Origin of the sequence: Stutzerimonas stutzeri (assembly GCF_024448895.1) — a bacterium.
GTDB lineage: Bacteria > Pseudomonadota > Gammaproteobacteria > Pseudomonadales > Pseudomonadaceae > Stutzerimonas > Stutzerimonas stutzeri_Q.
In genome coordinates, this window is the sequence record NZ_JAMOIC010000002.1 from 192255 (window position 1) to 209773 (window position 17519).

The following is a 17519-nucleotide window of genomic DNA, read 5'->3' on the forward strand; positions in this document are numbered from 1 at the left end:
GAATTGGGTATCAGAGAAAACCCCGAATTGTAGGCGATAGCTCTTGGTACTGTAAGCGTGATTCGGCTCATGGACCCTGTGGTAGCATGAGTTTTTTGTCACATGCTCTCCTATGACCAACGCAGCTCCCGCCTCCAGTTCCAGCTTGAAGATCTATTTTCGTCTGCTGGGTTATGTTCGGCCGTATATCGGCATGTTCATGCTTAGCATTGTGGGCTTTCTGATCTTTGCGTCCACTCAGCCCATGCTGGCCGGCATGCTGAAGTATTTTGTCGACGGGCTCAGCAACCCGGATGCCGTTATGTTCCCAGGCTGGCCGATATTCGGTGAACTTCGACTTCTTCAGGCAGTTCCGCTGCTGATCATCGTGATCGCGGTATGGCAGGGCGTAGGCTCATACCTCGGAAATTATTTCCTGGCACGCGTTTCGTTGGGCTTGGTACATGATTTGCGCATAGCCTTGTTCAATCACTTGCTAATGCTGCCAAACCGTTATTTCGATACGCATAACTCTGGTCATCTCATCTCCAGGATTACGTTCAACGTGACAATGGTCACGGGTGCTGCCACGGATGCCATCAAAGTGGTGATTCGAGAGGGGATGACAGTAGTGTTCCTCTTTGGGGCACTTCTATATATGAACTGGAAGTTGACGCTGGTGATGTTGGCCATACTTCCGATCATCGCGCTGATGGTCACCAGTGCAAGCCGCAAATTTCGTAAGCAAAGCAAGAAGATCCAAACGGCAATGGGTGATGTTACCCACGTGACGTCCGAGGTGATCCAGGGTTATCGGGTCGTAAGGAGCTTTGGCGGGGAGTCGTACGAGCGTAAGCGGTTTCTGGAGGTCAGCAACAGCAACACCGACAAGCAGCTCGCGATGATCAAAACCGGCGCTGTATACACACCAATGCTTCAGCTTCTGACGTATTCAGCCATGGCGGTTTTGATGTTCCTCGTACTGTTATTACGGGGTGATGCTTCTGCCGGTGACTTGGTTGCTTACATCACGATGGCAGGCTTGCTGCCGAAGCCCATCCGACAGTTATCCGAGGTGAGTTCTACAATCCAGAAAGGTGTGGCTGGCGCAGAAAGCATCTTTCAACAGTTGGATGAGGAGGCCGAGCCGGATTCGGGAACCGAATGTCTAGAGCATGTTGAAGGGCGGCTTGAAGTTGCCAACCTCAGCTTTTCGTACCCAGAAACTGAGCGCGCCGTGCTGAAGAACATTTCGTTTACGGCAAAGCCGGGCCAGATGGTTGCATTGGTCGGCCGCTCGGGCAGCGGGAAATCTACCCTGGCCAATATCATTCCGCGCTTCTATCAACACGTAGATGGCCAGATCTGTCTGGATAATCTGGAGATCCAGAGCTACCGCCTGTCCAATCTTCGTCGTCATATGGCGCTGGTGACCCAGAACGTTACGCTATTCAACGATACGATCGCTGCAAACATTGCGTATGGCGATCTCGCCGACGCTCCGATCGAACAGGTCGTAGCCGCCGCCCAAGCCGCTTATGCCGATGAGTTCATCCAGCAGCTACCCATGAAGTACGACACGCTTGTCGGCGAAAACGGTGTCCTGCTTTCGGGCGGGCAAAGACAGCGGTTGGCCATTGCTCGCGCCCTGCTGAAAAACGCTCCACTCCTCATACTTGATGAGGCGACCTCTGCCCTCGATACGGAGTCGGAACGGCACATTCAGGCCGCGCTCGACAAAGTGATGCAGGGTCGTACGACGCTCGTCATCGCCCATCGCTTGTCCACGATCGAGAAAGCCGATCAGATTCTGGTGATGGATGCAGGTGAGATCGTGGAGCGCGGCACGCATGCCGAGCTCTTGGCACTGGGAGGGTTCTATACAAGGCTGCATGCCACTCAATTCAGCGATGAGCCCGGCGACGAGAGCAGTGGCGTAGCGTCGTGATCGAGTTCATACGATGCTGGCGAGAGCGCGGCTGGGCGCCTATCACTTCGGCTGAATACGCATCGCTCTGGCAAAGCCACGGGGGTAGCGTTATTACGCATCCACAGGTTGTCGAGCGGCTCGCGGGTCTGGCTGGCATACCTGTTCGCTACCTGGGGTGGCATAGTCGAGGTTAGCTTGTCGCGGCCGTGCCGTGCTGGGGGCGTTATCTGGCGCTCTCCAAGGAGTTTGGATCGAGACGCCCTAGCTTCGTGATCGTCAGGATTTCGAGCGTCGCGTCTCCGGGTGCCGATACATAAATCTGTCCGGTCTTTGCGATTCACTTCTTGCGGATCAAGTACGAGTTTGGGGTCGTTTCTGTCGGGTGAGTCCTGCGCGTCTGTTCGCCTTCAGCCAACCTGATTACGCGCAGAAGCGGACCATGGTCATCGCACCGCATGCAGACGACGCCGAGTTGGCGGTCTTTGGGCTCCACCATCGTTGTCCCAAAGCCACCATCGTCACTTTGACCCAAGGTGAAATCGAAGCACGCCACTATGAGCGCCTTGGCTTGGACAAGGAGCGGGCGGCGCGCTTCAAGGGAGGTCTGCGAACCTGGAGTAGTCTGGCGGTGCCGCTGTGGGGCGGCGTGCCGATGACCCAGTGCGTGCAGCTGGGATACTTCTGCGTGCGCCTGCCGGCAATGCATGAGCAGCCGGATGTACCCTTCGGCTCGAAAGAGTCAGGGGAGCTGGATATGCGCAGGGCGCGTGCCTTCAACGCGCTGCGTCTGCCCGGGGATCTGGATGCCAAACCCTCCTGGAACAATCTGGTCGCAGATCTCGTCGCCCTGCTTGAGCACTACAAGCCTGAGGTGGTGGTGCTGCCTCACGTTCAGCTCGATCCGCATGCCGACCACATTCATGCGTCGATGGCGCTGAATGTAGCAATCGAAAAGAGCCAGTGGAAACCCGAGATCAAGCTGCTCTACGCCAATCACTTGCACGACAACGATCGCTGGCCGATGGGGCCTGCCGATTGCGGTGTCGCTTTGCCGCCAGCCATCGAGCCGCTTCCTGCGCTAGCTGTGTGGAGTCCGGTGCTGGATGCCGAAGCGCGGCTGGACAAAGCGATGGCCTTGACGATGCAGCACGACCTGCAGGTTCCGCTACCGCTCAAGAAACGCATCCGTCGCATCATTCAGGCATTACTGTTGGGGCGCCGCTGGCCGATCACTGGCGAGGATGAGTTTTTCCGCAAGGCGGTCCGCCGCCATGAACTGTTCTTGGTCGAACCTCTGTCGAAAGATCAATAGATGAGAGGCTCTGCAGCTCGCGCCGAGGCTGGCGGTGCCTGATTAGTGCCCGATTGGTACGTTCGTCGGTACCTTGGCCCGAGGCGGCGTATCAGCGCGACACTTGGTACGTCATGCGGGCTGCTATCATGCCGGCTTTTCGAATGCGCGGAGTCAGCTCATGAAACTGTCCATGCCCCGTTTCGACCACGCCGCCGTTCTGGTGGTTGGCGATGTCATGCTCGATCGTTACTGGCATGGTGGCACGTCGCGGATTTCGCCGGAGGCGCCGGTGCCGGTGGTCAAGGTCGAGCAGGTGGAGGACCGGCCCGGTGGTGCAGCGAACGTTGCGCTGAACATCGCTGCGCTGGGTGCGCCTGCTGCTCTGGTTGGCGTTACAGGTGTTGACGAGGCGCGGCAGAGCTTGGCCGACAGCCTTGCTGCAGCCGGCGTGAAGGCGCATTTCCAATCCATCGAGCATCAGCCGACCATCATCAAACTCAGGGTCATGAGTCGCCATCAACAGCTGCTGCGGATGGACTTCGAGGAGCCGTTCGAAACCGATCCTGCCGCCTTGCTTGCTCAAGTCGAAGCGCTGCTGGACGGCGTCAAGGTACTGATACTTTCCGACTACGGAAAAGGCGCGCTGCGTAATCATCAGGCGCTTATCGAGGCCGCGCGTAAGCGGAATGTGCCGGTACTGGCTGATCCCAAGGGTAAGGACTTCGAGATCTATCGAGGCGCTTCGGTGATCACGCCGAATCTCGCAGAGTTTGAGGCCATAGTCGGCCACTGTGCCGATGAAGCTGAGCTGGTAGCGAAGGGGGCTGACCTGATGCACGAGCTCGACCTGGGCGCCTTGCTGGTCACGCGCGGCGAGCATGGAATGACGCTGCTTCGCCCCGATCATTCGGCGCTGCATTTGCCGGCGCGTGCGCGTGAAGTGTTCGACGTGACCGGCGCGGGTGACACCGTTATTTCAACCCTGGCTGCAGCCATCGCCGCGGGGGAAGAGCTGCCGCAAGCCGTGGCATTGGCCAATCTTGCTGCTGGGATCGTTGTAGGCAAGCTGGGCACCGCTTGCATCAGTGCGCCAGAGCTGCGCCGCGCGGTGCAGCGTGAAGAAGGTTCCGAGCGTGGCGTGATGACCCTGGAGCAGCTGCTCACCGCTATCGAGGATGCCCGCGCCGAGGGCGAGAAGATCGTCTTCACCAACGGCTGCTTCGACATTCTCCATGCAGGCCACGTGACCTATCTGGAACAAGCCCGCGCGCAAGGTGACCGATTGATCGTGGCTGTCAATGACGATGGTTCGGTGAGCCGTCTAAAGGGGCCAGGCCGACCGATCAATTCGGTTGATCGGCGTATGGCTGTGCTGGCTGGGCTCGGTGCGGTCGATTGGGTGGTGTGCTTCTCGGAAGACACGCCGGAGAACCTGCTCGCCGAGGTCAAGCCGGACGTGTTGGTCAAGGGCGGCGACTACGGCGTCGATCAGGTCGTCGGTGCCGATCTGGTCACGGCTTATGGCGGTGAAGTCAGGGTGCTGGGGCTGGTCGAGAACAGCTCGACCACGGCCATCGTCGAGAAGATCCGCCAGCGGTAGCTCGTCGGCAATGGCGTCCGTACCGCTCCGGTCGGGCGCTCTCGTAATACGGTTCAGCCCGACGCGGCGACTGCTAGGGTCTTGATCCAGTCGCGCCAGCTGATGCGCTCCTCGCGAACCACCCAATCGTCTTGCCTGGCGAAACTCTCAGAAAGCCACAAGCCGCGCGTGCCCGCTGGTACCGGTAGGCCCTTGCGTAATGTGAACAGCGCAGCTGTCGGGCGCCCCTGTTGCAAAGGAACCAGGTAGAGGTCAGGTCTGCTGCGAGATAGTTCGGCAACCAGCTTGCCGTCGTCGAGTCGTTCATCGACATGGAAAAGACTGAGCTCCCGGGTCTCCTTCGGCAGTTCGAGCCGCATGTCGTAGACCAGCTGCAGGGAGGCGGTTGGGAGATGGACATAAGCACGGGGGCGCTCCATCAACGTCATCTGACCACATTGCACCGGCCTCGCTGAGCCGGATAGCGAAGCCAGATTGAAGTGCACCGCCTCACGATAGCGAAGGCTGCCCTGATAAGGCGCTGGCAGCCAGGTATCACCGAAGCGACCCGCCAACCAGCCTTCGGGCGTTTCCAGCAGGCACTCTTCGGCGACTTCTTGAATGGCGGTCAGCAGTGGCAGGCTGAGCTCATGCGCCGGCACATAGCCGGAAATCAGCTTGAGCACGACGTCGCCGCGATCCTGGCGTTGCTGGCGCACCAACACCCAGTACTCCTGACCTTGCCAGCATAGTGTCAGGCGTACGGAAACACCCAGATTTGCCAGCTCGATGTTGAACCGAGTGGGATCCTCGACTGCAACGGGGCGGCGGCGCTCGAGCATTTCACTGAAGTTGAGCGGGCGGCCGAGACTCTGGTAGCGCAGGCCTTCCGGGCTGGCTTCTACGAGAAGCGGCAGGGTCTTGAAAGCGGTCGGGTTCTTGCGAATCAGTACGCGCGGCATTCGGCTCTTCCTGGCAGTAGGCGGCCGTGGGGCCGTACTTATTGTTGTTGGGATAAAACGGATGCGGCGGTCATCACGTTATCTGACAAGTGTTGCGGGTTGATGGTGCCAATGATGGCAGCGCCGACACCGGGATGAGCAAAAATCAGTTCGAAGCTTGCTCGTACTGGATCTTCGCCGGCATTCAGGCAGACGTGACCGCTGGCCAGCGCTTTCTTGACCAGGATGCCTTTTGCGTGTGCCTGAGCATAATCGAGCACCGGTCTTTCGCTTTGCTCGTTCAGGTTGTAGGTCACCATCGCGCAGTCACCTTGCTGGAGTGCCAGCAGGCCGCCTTCGGCGGTCTTGCCGGACAAGCCATAGCCGAGAATCTTGCCCTCTCGCTTGAGGTCGGCAAGGGTCTCGTACACCCCGCTGTTTCTAAGGACCTCTACATCGCGGCCATCCGAATGCACCAGAACCAGATCGATGCGATCGGTCTTGAGCCGCTGGAGGCTGCGTTCTACGGAAAATCGCGTGTGGGCAGGCGAGAAGTCAAAATGCGATTGGCCATCGATGAATTCCTCACCTACCTTGCTGACCACGACCCAATGGTCGCGCTGGCCTGTGAGCAGAGGTCCCAGACGCTCCTCGCTGACGCCGTAGGCGGGTGCGGTGTCGATAAGATTAATGCCCAGGTCGCGGGCCAGCGCCAAAAGTTGGCGTGCCTGGGCGTCGTCCGGGATGCGGAAGCCGTTGGGGTACTTCACGCCTTGATCGCGGCCCAGCTTGACCGTGCCTAAACCCAGCGGGGACACGCTCAGCCCGGTGCTGCCCAGTGGGCGGTGCAGGTCGTGGAGCGTCGTCTCCATCAGACCAATCCTTCCCAGAAGGGACCGGTTATCGCCGGTCGCGGTAGTTCGGGTAAGACTTTATGAGGTTTGGGCCGAATGCCATCCCGCTTCAGGGCGGCTTCGACGCGGTCGGCGAAATCGGGAGAGAGTGCCAGCTTGGTCGGCCAGCCAACCAGGAGTCGACCCTGCTCGGCGAGAAAGGCGTTGTCCGGTCTGGCCAAGGCAGACTGCGCAGGTTCGGCCCGATCGATACGCAAGGTTGCCCATTTAGCTGCGGATAGATTGATCCAGGGCACCAGTTCGGCCAACTCCCTTTTCGCTGCCGCGATCTGCGCGGCCTCGTCGCGCGCGACGCCACCCGCTTCGGCAAGATCTCCGCCCAGATACCACACCCACTCACCGTCAGCGGCAGGATGCGCGGTGACCGTAATGCGCGGCTTGGATCCGCCGCCGAGGCAGTGTGCGTAGAGTGCCTTGAGTGAAGGTGCCTTGACGATGACCATGTGCAGCGGGCGCTTCTGCATGGCGGGTTGGGCAAGATCCAGCCCATTCAGCAGTTCGGCGTTGCCGGCGCCAGCGGTCAGAACGATGCGCTGAGCGTTGATCGGGCGTCCATCGACCAATAATCCGGTGAGTTCGCCGTTTTCCCGCAGCGGCTCGACGCTGTCAGCTTTCACCAAACCGTCTCCGGCCAGCTCAGCCAAGCGTTGGATGAGGCTGGGCACGTCCAGCACCAGTTCGCTGAGGCGGTAGACCTTGCCCTTGAAGCGCGGATCCTGCAGCGCCGGGGGCAGCTCGTCTCCTTTGACCTGACCGACCCGCGAGCGCACCGCCTTGCTGGCGAAGAAACTGGTGAGGTTGCCGGTGAGGGTCCCGGGCGACCACAGGTAATGCGCATCGGACAGCAGGCGGACGCCGGACAGGTCGAGCTCACCCTTGCCTTCAAGGGCCTCGCGCCAACGTCGCGGCATATCGGCGATGGCTTCCGAAGCGCCCGTCAGTGCGCCGCTCAGCGCGTACTTGGTGCCGCCATGAATGATCCCTTGCGACTTGACGCTCTGACCGCCTCCGAGCACGCCTTTGTCCACCAGCAGTGTCGAATAGCCAAGCCGGCGCAGGCGGGCGTTCAGCCACAGACCGGCGACACCACCGCCTACAATCAGGATATCGGTGCTCAGGGATTCGGACATGAATGGGCCTCGTTGTGGAATCAGGCGCGCAGTATAACCCCTTGCTCGCCAGCGTCCTTTGAGCGGCTAGTGACCGGTACTGCGGGAAAAAATCTGGATCACCACGACGCCCGCGATTATCAATGCCATGCCGAGCGCCGCTGGTAGATCCAGCTTCTGACCATAGATAAGCGCTGCGGCAACGCTGACCAGAACGATGCCGAGGCCCGCCCATATTGCATAGGCGATGCCGACTGGGATGGTCTTGACCACCAGCGCGAGCATCCAAAATGAAAGGCTGTAGCCAACGATCACCAGCAACAACGGCAGTGGGCGGCTGAATCCGGCGAGAGACTTCATCGATGTGGTCGCGATCACTTCGGCTGCAATGGCAATTGCGAGGTAAAGGTAGCCAGTCATAACGTCTCCGGTAGATGCGTCTGGAAAGTGCGCACCGCGTTCATTCGGCTCCGTTGCGAGACTCAAGTTCGCGGCGCGAGAGGGGGATGTTGCAGGCTTATCTGTGGTCGCTGGAGTGGCGCCTTGCTAAGCTCCGCGCCCATGAACCGTATCCTCTACACCCTACTGTTCCACCTGGCCTTGCCGCTGGTGGTGATTCGACTGTTCTGGCGAGCGCGCCGAGCCCCGGCTTATTCGAAGCGCATCGGCGAACGTTTCGCGCTTGGTCTGCCCGACTTGCAGCCGGGCGGAATCTGGGTGCATGCGGTGTCTGTCGGTGAAAGCATCGCTGCGGCGCCGATGATTCGTGAGTTGAAGGTTCGCTACCCGCACCTGCCGATCACCGTCACCTGCATGACGCCAACCGGGTCCGAGAGGATCAAGGCTCTGTTTGGCGATGCTGTTCAGCATTGCTATCTGCCCTACGATCTCCCCTGGGCTGCGTCGCTCTTCCTGCAGAAGCTGCAGCCGAAACTGGCGGTGGTGATGGAGACGGAGCTGTGGCCCAACCATATCCACCAATGCGCGCGCCGCGGTATACCTGTAGCGCTGGCCAATGCTCGTCTGTCCGAGCGCTCGGCGCGCGGATATGCGCGGTTCGCCCGGCTCACGGCCCCGATGCTGGCTGAACTCGGTCTGATTGCTGCGCAGACCGACGTCGAAGCCGTACGTTTCCGGCAGCTCGGCGCTCGTGAGTCTTGTGTGCAGGTGACCGGCTCGATCAAGTTCGACCTGAGCGTCGATCCCGCGCTACCGGAGCGAGCCGCGCTGCTGCGTCAGCAATGGGGCGCTGCGGCGCGGCCTATCTGGATCGCTGCCAGCACGCACACCGGTGAAGACGAAATCCTGCTGGCTGCACATCGACTGCTGCTCGCAGAGCGGCCTGATGCATTGCTGATTCTGGTCCCGCGCCATCCAGAGCGCTTCGGCTCGGTGCTGGAGCTTTGCCGAAAGCTGGATTTCACGACAGTTCGGCGTTCACTTGAAGAGCGGCCTACCGCCGATACGCAAGTGGTGCTTGGCGACACCATGGGCGAGCTGCTGTTTCTGTTCGCCTTGGCTGATGCGGCGTTCGTCGGCGGCAGTCTGGTCCCGACAGGCGGGCACAATCTGCTGGAGCCGGCAGCACTGGGCAAGCCGGTCCTGACAGGGCCTCATTTGTTCAACTTTCTGGATATCGCCGCACAGCTGCGAGACGCCGGCGCGCTGGCGGAGGTTGGCAGTGCTCCGGAGCTCGCGACTGGGATCCTGTCGTTCTGGAGCGACCCCGCTCTTACTGAGCAAGCGCGAACAGCTGGCTTCACCGTGCTCATGAACAATCAGGGCGCGCTGGGTCGTCTGTTGGCAGGACTGGAACAGCTGCTTGATAGCCGTGGCGCGGCTCCACTTTATAGCGTGGGTTAACCGACGATCCGAGGATACGCGGCATGCTGGCAGCGCTCCCGTCTTCTCAGCACAAGACCGTAACGGTGCACGTCGCCGGCAAATCCCCCGCGGTAACCGACGCAAGCGCCTTCGGCGATTTCATCCTACAGAGCTGTAGCTCGGATTAGCCGAAAGGATAATCCGAGGATACGCCAGCATGCTCGCTGACCTGTCGTCTGCGGGCGTCTGGCGGGCATGGCTCGGCCTTCGCTATTCCACTCGAACCGGTCTGCCAAAATTTTCCGAAAGATCAGGCGGCAGGAAGTCAGTGTCCGGGTCGTAATCTGCCTTGAGATAACGCTGAAGGTCGTCCAGGTCTCCCGGGTTGAGCGTGCCGGCCGCCTGCTTCAGGCGCAGGCTGTCGAGGATGTAGTCATAGCGCGCGTTGTTGTAATCGCGCACTGCGCCGAACAGACGGCGTTGGGTGTCGAGAACGTCGACGATATTGCGCGTGCCGACCTGATAGCCGATATCGGTGGCTTCCAGCGCGCTCTGGTTGGAGATGATCGACTGACGCCGCGCCTGCACCTGCTCCACATCGGTATTGACCGCGCGATGCAGGTTGCGTGTGGACTCGACGACCTGACGCCGCAGACTCTCACGCTGCTGTTCGGTCTGGGTCAGTTGGTAAAAGGCCTCACGGCCTTGCGAACTCGTCAAGCCGCCGCTGTAAAGCGGAATGTTCAATTGCAGGCCGATGCTGCGTTGCTCGACGTCTCCGGTGTAGCGGGGGATGCCACTTACGGCTTCGCTGCCCGTGTTCGTAAAGCCGAGACTGTCATTGTCGCCTTTGCTATAGCGCGCCACGGCATCGAGCGTTGGCGCGTGGCCAGCACGGCGCTGGCGAAGGGTTTCTTCAGCGGCATTGACCGCCTGGTTGCTGGCCAGCAGATCGAGGTTCTGGCGGGTGGCGGTGCTGACCCAGGCGCTGGCGTCGTTTGGTATGGGTGGCAGCACCGGCAAGCTGTGCTCCACGCCTTCCAGCGCAAGGTACTCCCGGTTGGTCAGGGTAAACAGCGACTGAAAGGCATCGTCGACCTGACGCTGGGCTAGCAGGCGATTGGCGCGTGCGGTATCGAATCCGGCTTGTGCTTCGAGCACGTCGGTGCGATCCGAAAGGCCTACTTCAAAGCGTTCATCCGCCTGATCGAGCTGGCGCTGGAAGGCCGACTCCTCGGCCTTGGCCGCGGCAAGATTGTCCTGCGCGCGCAGGACGGCGAAGTAGGCCTGCGCAGTCAGCCGGATCAGATCCTGCTCGGCGATCGAGTATTGCAGTGCCGCCTGTTCGCTGATGGCTTCGGCCGCTTGCAGTTGAAACCAACGGTCGGCGCGAAAGATCGGCTGGCTCAGGGTTGCCTGATAAACGGTGCCACTGCGCTCCAGCGATCGCGAGCCCATGCTGGTATCCACGTCCGTTTGCGTATTGCTGGCTTCGGCGCTTGCGCTGAGGTTGGGCAGCAAGCCGGCTCGCGCCTGCGGCACGACTTCCTGAATAGATTTGTACTGAGCGCGTGCGGCAGCGAGGTCCGCGTTGTTCTCTACGGCCTGTCGATAGACGCTGATCAGGTCGGTACGGACGGAAAGTTTTGGTGCTGTCTCGGCCCAGGTCAGCCCCGACGAGGCGGCGGTCACGGCGAGTGCCAACGTGAGTCTGCGCAGCATGTGCGTCTTTCCCTGAAGCGAAGTGATGGGCAAGGCTATGCGCGGTCATCGTGCCGGTCAAGGCGCGTGAACAGGGTGTTCAGGACCTTGATGAGGAAGAACGGAAGAAGCCGATCGTGACCCGACGGTCGCCCCGATTGCAGGTCGGCATGGCAATCCCATGTCGCCTTGATTAGACTCGACCCCGTTCTTGTCGGGGTGCCTTGAAGTGAAGGCTGAGATCGGAAAATTCCGGATCCCGTTGAACCTGATCAGGTTAAGGCCTGCGTAGGGAACAAGATGTGCTCGCCAGTCCTCAGGCAAGCTCTCTCAGCGCCATTCCCGGCGCGCCCGATGCCCTTTCCCCGCCGTGTTTTTCAGGTTCGCTCCGACAATTCTCTAGGAGCCAGCCTGATGCGTGCCGAACAACAAAATCTGAGTGAATCAGCCCAGGTCGACCAGCAGTCGATCCAACCTTTCCCGCGTTCCCAGAAAGTCTACGTTCAGGGCTCACGGCCCGACATCCGCGTGCCGATGCGCGAGATCAGTCTCGATGTCACGCCGACGGACTTCGGTGGCGAGATCAACGCACCGGTCGTCGTCTACGACACCTCCGGACCCTATACCGATCCGAACGTGACAATCGACGTGCGTACAGGGCTCGGCGACGTTCGCTCGGCCTGGATCGATGATCGCGGCGACACCGAGCTGCTCGATGGCCTGACCTCGAATTTCGGCCAGCAGCGCCTGGCAGACGCCGAGCTGACCAAGATGCGCTTCGCCCATGTACGCAATCCTCGCCGCGCCAAGCCGGGCAAGAACGTCAGCCAGATGCACTACGCGCGTCAGGGCATCATCACGCCGGAAATGGAATACGTCGCCATCCGCGAAAACATGAAGCTGCAGGAAGCGCGCGCGGCGGGCCTGCTCACCGAGCAACACGGCGGGCAGAGCTTCGGTGCTTCAATTCCGAAAGAAATCACTGCCGAATTCGTGCGTGACGAAGTAGCCCGCGGTCGCGCCATCATCCCGGCCAACATCAACCACACCGAACTCGAGCCGATGATCATCGGCCGCAACTTTCTGGTGAAGATCAACGGCAACATCGGCAACTCGGCTCTGGGCTCCTCGATCGAAGAGGAAGTGGCCAAGCTGACCTGGGGCATCCGCTGGGGCTCGGATACGGTAATGGACCTGTCCACCGGCAAGCACATCCACGAAACCCGCGAGTGGATCATCCGCAACTCGCCCGTGCCGATCGGCACCGTGCCCATTTACCAGGCGCTGGAGAAGGTCAACGGCGTTGCCGAAGACCTGACATGGGAGCTGTTCCGCGACACGCTCATCGAGCAGGCCGAGCAGGGCGTCGATTACTTCACCATCCACGCTGGCGTGCTGCTGCGCTATGTGCCGCTGACCGCCAAGCGGGTCACCGGTATCGTCAGCCGCGGCGGCTCGATCATGGCCAAGTGGTGCCTTGCGCATCACCAGGAGAATTTCCTCTACACCCACTTCGAAGACATCTGCGAAATCATGAAGGCCTATGACGTCAGCTTCTCGCTGGGTGACGGCCTGCGTCCGGGCTCGATTGCTGACGCCAACGACGCCGCGCAGTTCGGTGAGCTGGAAACCCTCGGCGAGCTGACCAAGATCGCCTGGAAGCATGACGTGCAGTGCATGATCGAGGGCCCGGGCCACGTGCCGATGCAACTGATAAAAGAAAACATGGACAAGCAGTTGGAGTGCTGCGACGAGGCGCCGTTCTACACCCTCGGCCCGCTGACCACCGACATCGCCCCAGGGTATGACCACATCACCTCCGGTATCGGCGCGGCGATGATCGGCTGGTTCGGTTGCGCGATGCTCTGCTACGTCACCCCCAAGGAGCACCTCGGCCTGCCAAACAAGGATGACGTCAAGACAGGCATCATCACCTACAAGATCGCCGCGCATGCCGCGGACCTTGCCAAAGGCCATCCGGGTGCACAGATCCGCGACAATGCCTTGAGCAAGGCGCGCTTCGAATTTCGCTGGGAAGACCAGTTCAACCTCGGCCTTGACCCTGACACCGCGCGTAGCTATCACGACGAAACCTTGCCCAAGGATTCGGCCAAGGTGGCCCACTTCTGCTCTATGTGTGGGCCGAAGTTCTGTTCGATGAAGATTACCCAGGAGGTGCGCGAATACGCGGCTCAGAATGGGTTGACTGACGAGCAAAAGGCGATCGAGGCCGGCTTCGCCGAGCAATCCTCGCGCTTCAAGGACGAGGGGTCGGTCATCTACAAGCAGGTCTAGTGGTCCAAGCCGCCAAGATTACTGCTTGACTTGCGTCCGGTGGATGGTTGGCTACATCCACCTGGACGATACGTCACTTCTACCTGCAGGCGGAGCACGGCGATGTGTTGCCGCTTTGTTTCTATGCGTCTTTTGCACGCGTTGATGCCGGCGAAATCTTCGCTGCGCATGCTGTTCGGGTTATGTCGCTCGGACACGTTATAGCAGGTACGCAGGTTTCAATATTCCGCTGAGGTCGCTGTAGGGGATCTCCAGTTCTGGATGTCCGCTCGAATAGGGCGCGATGCTGTAGACGTCATATTTGAGAAGCACCTTATCGCGCAGCAGGGCCACATTGGCTGTTTGCTGGAAGGGCCATTGGCGCAGATATTCGGCGTCCTGTGGGTTCACGGCCAGCCATTGCTGGTGAGCCTTCGCAGCGGCGCGCCAGAATGCGCCTTCCTTGCCCGGCAATAACACATCGGCCAGTTTTAGCTCTCGGTCCTGTTCGCGGTCGTAGTTGATGAAGCCGCGTCCGGGCATCCCGTGAGCACCGCCGGTGTGCAGGTAGCTCGACAGCTCGATTACCAGCAGCGAGCCGTGCTGTTCGCGCAGCTTGGCTTGCAGGTAGCTACTCCAACCTGGCTCGGCAACACGCAGAAACTCTTGTTCATAGCCTTCAAGCGTCGGTGGAATGGTGGCTTCCGGACTGTTAAGCGTCATCTTGCGCAGTCGCTGGTCGATGAGTGCGTTGAGTGCAGGCTCGGTCGCGAACAGTTGAGTGTCGATATTGACCAGTGGGCAGCGGTCATCCGTCTCAGGGCAGCCCGCAGGCCGCTGTTCGCTGACGACTTGCCGAACCTCGACGGGCGGTTCACCGCCAAAGTGCTGGCATGCGCTGATTAGCAGGCTAAGCGAGATCAGAACTAAGGTTTGGCGGATGGGCATAGGTGATTTCATGGCTCTAGTGATAGTGACGGTGCGGTTTCGAGTGCGGGCAAGATATGAAGTTCGTAATCGGGCTTTGAGCAATTTTTTGCCATGCGAGTGGTCTGCAAAGGGCTGCGCCTGATCAAATGGCGCGCTAGGATGGCTTCAGTTAAACCGCTCACATCGTGACGGTTGCAGCCTTACCCGGCGCCGACGGGCGCGGTAACAAACCGATATGTGAGTAGTTCATGAACGATATTTTCCAAGCCGGCGCAGGCGATGTCGAGATCATCCAGCGCGAGCGCTGCTTCAGTGGCTTTTACAACCTTGACCGGTTTCGCCTTCGCCATCGTCTGTTCCGCGGCGGCATGGGTGCGGAGATCGAGCGCGAGCTGTTCGTTCGCCATGATGCGGTCTGTGTGTTGCCATACGATCCGCAACGTGACGAGGTCGTGCTTGTTGAGCAGTTTCGGGTGGGCGCCATGGCCCATGGTGACAACCCCTGGTTGGTGGAAACCGTTGCTGGGCTGATCGACAAGGACGAGCAGCCTGAAGAAGTGGCACGCCGGGAATCCGTTGAAGAAGCGGGTCTCGAGCTTGGTGAGCTCTGGCCGGTCTCGGTTTATTACCCGTCCCCGGGCGGCAGCACCGAACGCATTCACCTCTATGTCGGACGCTGCAGCAGCGTTGGCGCAGGCGGCGTGTTCGGGCTGGAGGAGGAGGGTGAAGATATTCGTGCAGCAGTGTGGTCTCTGGAAAATGCGTTGAAGGCTTTACGCGACGGCAGGATCGACAATGCGGCGACTATCATTGCACTGCAGTGGCTGGCCTTGAACCGCGATGAAATACGGGAGGCATGGATATGAGGCGAACCCGCGAGCGGTACCGTGTCGACCTGCTGGAGCTGCAATCGGCTTGCGAAGCCAATTATCTGCGGCTGATGCGGTTGCTGCCCGATATGCGCAATCAGCCAGATACACGCCGCATCGCCATGAGTCAGGGCGACCGGCTGCTCGGCGTGCTGGTCCTCAAGGTTATCGAAACCTGCCCCTACACCACGACGCTGCAGATTAGTCAGCAGGATTGTCTGCCCTGGCTGCCAGTCCCGCAGATGGACGTACGCGTCTATCACGATGCGCGAATGGCCGAGGTGATCAGCGCCGAGCATGCGCGGCGCTTCCGTGGCATCTACAGCTATCCGAACGCGCAGATGCATCAGCCCGACGAGAAAAACCAGCTCAATCTCTTCCTCGGCGAATGGCTCGGCCACTGCCTCGCTTGCGGGCACGAGCTCGAGCCCGTGGTTTAAGCAAAGAGATAAGCGTCAAGCTTGGCGATGGCGTTATGCTATGCGCTAGTGGCGCTCCCAAGCGGTTCTGTGATGCATGCCCGCATCGCGCGGTTTACCCCTGCAACTGTCAGCCACCATAATTCTTCTGCGATTTCGCCAAAGGAGACGGGTCTTGGCTGCTGCGCCCTTCACTGCTGAAAAAGACTCAGTCCTGCTCGTTCAGCTGACCGACAGCCACCTCTTTGCCGAGGCGGGCGGTAAGCTGCTGGGCATGGATACCGCAGAGAGTCTGAAGCGGGTAGTCGATCTAGTCCTTGATGAGCAGCCAGAAATAGACTTGGTCCTGGCGACCGGGGATCTTTCCCAGGACGGCTCGCTTGACTCGTACAAGCGTTTTCGAGCGCTCTCCGAATGTATCGATGCCCCTGCGCGCTGGTGCCCCGGCAACCACGACGAACTGGAAGTGATGCGTCAGGCCGCTAGCGGGAGCGAGCTGATGTTGCCGGTACTGGATATAGGCGCCTGGCGCGTGATCATGCTTGATACGCTGGTGCCCGGCTCGGTATTCGGCATGCTCAGCGACGAGCAGCTGGCTCTGCTGGAGCGAACTCTGATGCAGGCTCCGGAGCGGCCCCACCTGGTGTGCCTGCATCATCATCCGGTTTCAATCGGTAGTCGCTGGATGGACAGCATCGGGCTTCGCAATCGCGATGCGCTTTTCGAGGTTCTGGATCGCTTCGGATGCGTGAAGGCCTTGCTCTGGGGGCACATTCATCAGGAGTTCGATGGCTGGCGCAGAGATGTGCGCTTGCTGGCCACTCCTTCCACAGGCGTACAGTTTGCTCCCGGCAGCGAAGACTTTCAGGTGGACACGCTGGCGCCCGGGTACCGCTGGCTAAGGCTGTACGCCAATGGCGAGCTGGAGACCGGTGTGTCGCGCGTGGTGGGTATCGACTTCGTCGTTGATTACAGCGTCAAGGGATACTGAAACGGCACCCTGCAATACTCTAACTGGCGAGCAAACGCGAAAAGCAAAGCGCTTGGCCTCATTGGCACGACTACCCCGATGCTTGCAGCTTGCGCGCTTCGCCTAGTAGCCTTTCCGCTCTTTGCCAGCTCAGCGAACCAGCATGATCCCTACGTCACCCTCCATCCTTTACATGCACGGCCTCAACAGCTCCCCGGTATCACGGAAAGCCAGCCAGTTGACCGCTGCGTTGGAGCGGATAGGCATGGGGGCCTGGCTGCAAGTTCCGGCCTTGCATCATCATCCTCGGCAGGCAATCGCACAGCTTGAAGCAGCAATCGCCGAGCTTGGGCGCCCTTTGCTGGTCGGCAGCTCGCTCGGCGGATACTATGCAACGCACCTCGCCGAACGCCACGGTCTCAAGGCATTGCTGATCAATCCGGCTGTGACACCACACCGCCGCTTCGATGGCTATCTCGGACAGCAAACCAATCTGTATACCGGTGAGGTTTGGGACCTGACCGAGGATCACGTCACCTCCCTGGCCGAATTGGAAGTGCCACCGCCGCAGGATGCCGAGCGCTATCAGGTCTGGCTGCAAACGGGTGACGAAACCCTGGACTACCGCCACGCGGCCGATTTCTACAGAGGGTGCGCAGTGCGCATTCAGGCTGGTGGCGATCACGGCTTTCAAGGTTTCGCCGAGCGGCTTCCTGCGTTGCTGGCCTTTGCAGGCTTTGATGCTGCGTCGTTCGCAGACCTCGATTTTTCCGATCTATAAGGACA

14 protein-coding genes, 2 pseudogenes and 1 riboswitch are annotated in these 17519 nt (G+C 60.2%); of the genes and pseudogenes, 10 read left to right on the forward strand and 6 right to left on the reverse strand.

Annotation, left to right across the window (positions count from 1 at the left end; genetic code table 11):
- Nucleotides 1-112: 112 nt before the first annotated feature.
- The 4 genes and pseudogenes from msbA (at nt 113) to hldE (ending at nt 4803) form a co-directional block, all read left to right on the forward strand.
- Nucleotides 113-1927 (forward strand): lipid A export permease/ATP-binding protein MsbA, encoded by a 1815-nt coding sequence (gene msbA / locus NA619_RS03120; RefSeq protein WP_255959837.1) that lies wholly within the window; start codon nt 113-115, stop codon nt 1925-1927.
- Nucleotides 1924-2100: pseudogene (locus NA619_RS03125) on the forward strand (GNAT family N-acetyltransferase); the annotation flags it as partial. The gene msbA and the pseudogene NA619_RS03125, both read left to right, overlap by 4 nt.
- An 80-nt stretch (nt 2101-2180) precedes the next feature.
- A pseudogene (locus NA619_RS03130) lies at nt 2181-3221 on the forward strand (PIG-L deacetylase family protein); the annotation flags it as partial.
- A gap of 160 nt (nt 3222-3381) precedes the next feature.
- Nucleotides 3382-4803 (forward strand): bifunctional D-glycero-beta-D-manno-heptose-7-phosphate kinase/D-glycero-beta-D-manno-heptose 1-phosphate adenylyltransferase HldE, encoded by a 1422-nt coding sequence (gene hldE, locus NA619_RS03135; RefSeq protein WP_255959839.1) that lies wholly within the window; start codon nt 3382-3384, stop codon nt 4801-4803.
- A gap of 53 nt (nt 4804-4856) precedes the next feature.
- Here hldE and NA619_RS03140 read toward each other — a convergent pair whose 3' ends face one another.
- The 4 genes from NA619_RS03140 to NA619_RS03155 all read right to left on the reverse strand — a co-directional run bounded on the left by NA619_RS03140 (nt 4857) and on the right by NA619_RS03155 (nt 8166).
- On the reverse strand, nt 4857-5744 hold the full coding sequence (locus NA619_RS03140) for a metal ABC transporter ATPase (protein ID WP_255959841.1): 888 nt from the start codon (nt 5742-5744) through the stop codon (nt 4857-4859).
- 38 nt (nt 5745-5782) lie between these two features.
- Complete coding sequence (locus NA619_RS03145; RefSeq protein ID WP_272891613.1) at nt 5783-6595, reverse strand: aldo/keto reductase; 813 nt, start codon at nt 6593-6595, stop codon at nt 5783-5785.
- Complete coding sequence (locus NA619_RS03150; RefSeq protein WP_255959843.1) at nt 6595-7767, reverse strand: NAD(P)/FAD-dependent oxidoreductase; 1173 nt, start codon at nt 7765-7767, stop codon at nt 6595-6597. The genes NA619_RS03145 and NA619_RS03150 overlap by 1 nt, the downstream gene beginning before the upstream one ends.
- Nucleotides 7768-7833: 66 nt before the next feature.
- Nucleotides 7834-8166, reverse strand: coding sequence for an SMR family transporter (locus NA619_RS03155; RefSeq protein WP_255959845.1), 333 nt, complete (start codon nt 8164-8166; stop codon nt 7834-7836).
- 141 nt (nt 8167-8307) lie between these two features.
- Between NA619_RS03155 and waaA the strand changes: the two genes are divergently transcribed.
- On the forward strand, nt 8308-9609 hold the full coding sequence (gene waaA, locus NA619_RS03160; RefSeq protein WP_255959849.1) for a lipid IV(A) 3-deoxy-D-manno-octulosonic acid transferase: 1302 nt from the start codon (nt 8308-8310) through the stop codon (nt 9607-9609).
- 231 nt (nt 9610-9840) lie between these two features.
- Here the strand turns inward: waaA and NA619_RS03165 are convergent, their stop codons facing one another.
- The gene (locus NA619_RS03165) at nt 9841-11292 is read right to left on the reverse strand and encodes a TolC family outer membrane protein (RefSeq protein ID WP_255959851.1); all 1452 of its coding nucleotides are present in this window, start codon (nt 11290-11292) and stop codon (nt 9841-9843) included.
- Nucleotides 11293-11476: 184 nt separating this feature from the next.
- A riboswitch (TPP riboswitch) is annotated at nt 11477-11583 on the forward strand.
- A 102-nt stretch (nt 11584-11685) separates the two neighbouring features.
- Here NA619_RS03165 and thiC point away from each other — a divergent pair.
- On the forward strand, nt 11686-13566 hold the full coding sequence (gene thiC / locus NA619_RS03170; RefSeq protein WP_272891614.1) for a phosphomethylpyrimidine synthase ThiC: 1881 nt from the start codon (nt 11686-11688) through the stop codon (nt 13564-13566).
- A 198-nt stretch (nt 13567-13764) separates the two neighbouring features.
- Here the strand turns inward: thiC and NA619_RS03175 are convergent, their stop codons facing one another.
- On the reverse strand, nt 13765-14493 hold the full coding sequence (locus tag NA619_RS03175) for an RsiV family protein (protein WP_255959853.1): 729 nt from the start codon (nt 14491-14493) through the stop codon (nt 13765-13767).
- A gap of 230 nt (nt 14494-14723) precedes the next feature.
- Between NA619_RS03175 and NA619_RS03180 the strand changes: the two genes are divergently transcribed.
- The 4 genes from NA619_RS03180 (at nt 14724) to NA619_RS03195 (ending at nt 17514) form a co-directional block, all read left to right on the forward strand.
- Complete coding sequence (locus NA619_RS03180) at nt 14724-15341, forward strand: NUDIX domain-containing protein (protein ID WP_255959855.1); 618 nt, start codon at nt 14724-14726, stop codon at nt 15339-15341.
- Complete coding sequence (locus NA619_RS03185) at nt 15338-15784, forward strand: DUF1249 domain-containing protein (protein WP_423836791.1); 447 nt, start codon at nt 15338-15340, stop codon at nt 15782-15784. The genes NA619_RS03180 and NA619_RS03185 overlap by 4 nt, the downstream gene beginning before the upstream one ends.
- A gap of 154 nt (nt 15785-15938) precedes the next feature.
- Nucleotides 15939-16754 carry a 3',5'-cyclic-AMP phosphodiesterase gene (gene cpdA / locus NA619_RS03190; protein ID WP_255959859.1) on the forward strand — a complete coding sequence of 272 codons (816 nt, stop codon included), beginning with the start codon at nt 15939-15941 and terminating at the stop codon, nt 16752-16754.
- 142 nt (nt 16755-16896) lie between these two features.
- Nucleotides 16897-17514 carry a YqiA/YcfP family alpha/beta fold hydrolase gene (locus tag NA619_RS03195; RefSeq protein ID WP_255959861.1) on the forward strand — a complete coding sequence of 206 codons (618 nt, stop codon included), beginning with the start codon at nt 16897-16899 and terminating at the stop codon, nt 17512-17514.
- Nucleotides 17515-17519 lie beyond the last annotated feature (5 nt).

Excerpts from the sequence above, each read along its gene's own strand:
- msbA (WP_255959837.1), top strand. The coding sequence starts at position 113 with ATGACCAACGCAGCTCCCGCCTCCAGTTCCAGCTTGAAGATCTATTTT.
- hldE (WP_255959839.1), top strand. The coding sequence starts at position 3,382 with ATGAAACTGTCCATGCCCCGTTTCGACCACGCCGCCGTTCTGGTGGTT.
- NA619_RS03140 (WP_255959841.1), bottom strand. The coding sequence starts at position 5,744 with ATGCCGCGCGTACTGATTCGCAAGAACCCGACCGCTTTCAAGACCCTG.
- NA619_RS03145 (WP_272891613.1), bottom strand. The coding sequence starts at position 6,595 with ATGGAGACGACGCTCCACGACCTGCACCGCCCACTGGGCAGCACCGGG.
- NA619_RS03150 (WP_255959843.1), bottom strand. The coding sequence starts at position 7,767 with ATGTCCGAATCCCTGAGCACCGATATCCTGATTGTAGGCGGTGGTGTC.
- NA619_RS03155 (WP_255959845.1), bottom strand. The coding sequence starts at position 8,166 with ATGACTGGCTACCTTTACCTCGCAATTGCCATTGCAGCCGAAGTGATC.
- waaA (WP_255959849.1), top strand. The coding sequence starts at position 8,308 with ATGAACCGTATCCTCTACACCCTACTGTTCCACCTGGCCTTGCCGCTG.
- NA619_RS03165 (WP_255959851.1), bottom strand. The coding sequence starts at position 11,292 with ATGCTGCGCAGACTCACGTTGGCACTCGCCGTGACCGCCGCCTCGTCG.
- thiC (WP_272891614.1), top strand. The coding sequence starts at position 11,686 with ATGCGTGCCGAACAACAAAATCTGAGTGAATCAGCCCAGGTCGACCAG.
- NA619_RS03175 (WP_255959853.1), bottom strand. The coding sequence starts at position 14,493 with ATGCCCATCCGCCAAACCTTAGTTCTGATCTCGCTTAGCCTGCTAATC.
- NA619_RS03180 (WP_255959855.1), top strand. The coding sequence starts at position 14,724 with ATGAACGATATTTTCCAAGCCGGCGCAGGCGATGTCGAGATCATCCAG.
- NA619_RS03185 (WP_423836791.1), top strand. The coding sequence starts at position 15,338 with ATGAGGCGAACCCGCGAGCGGTACCGTGTCGACCTGCTGGAGCTGCAA.
- NA619_RS03195 (WP_255959861.1), top strand. The coding sequence starts at position 16,897 with ATGATCCCTACGTCACCCTCCATCCTTTACATGCACGGCCTCAACAGC.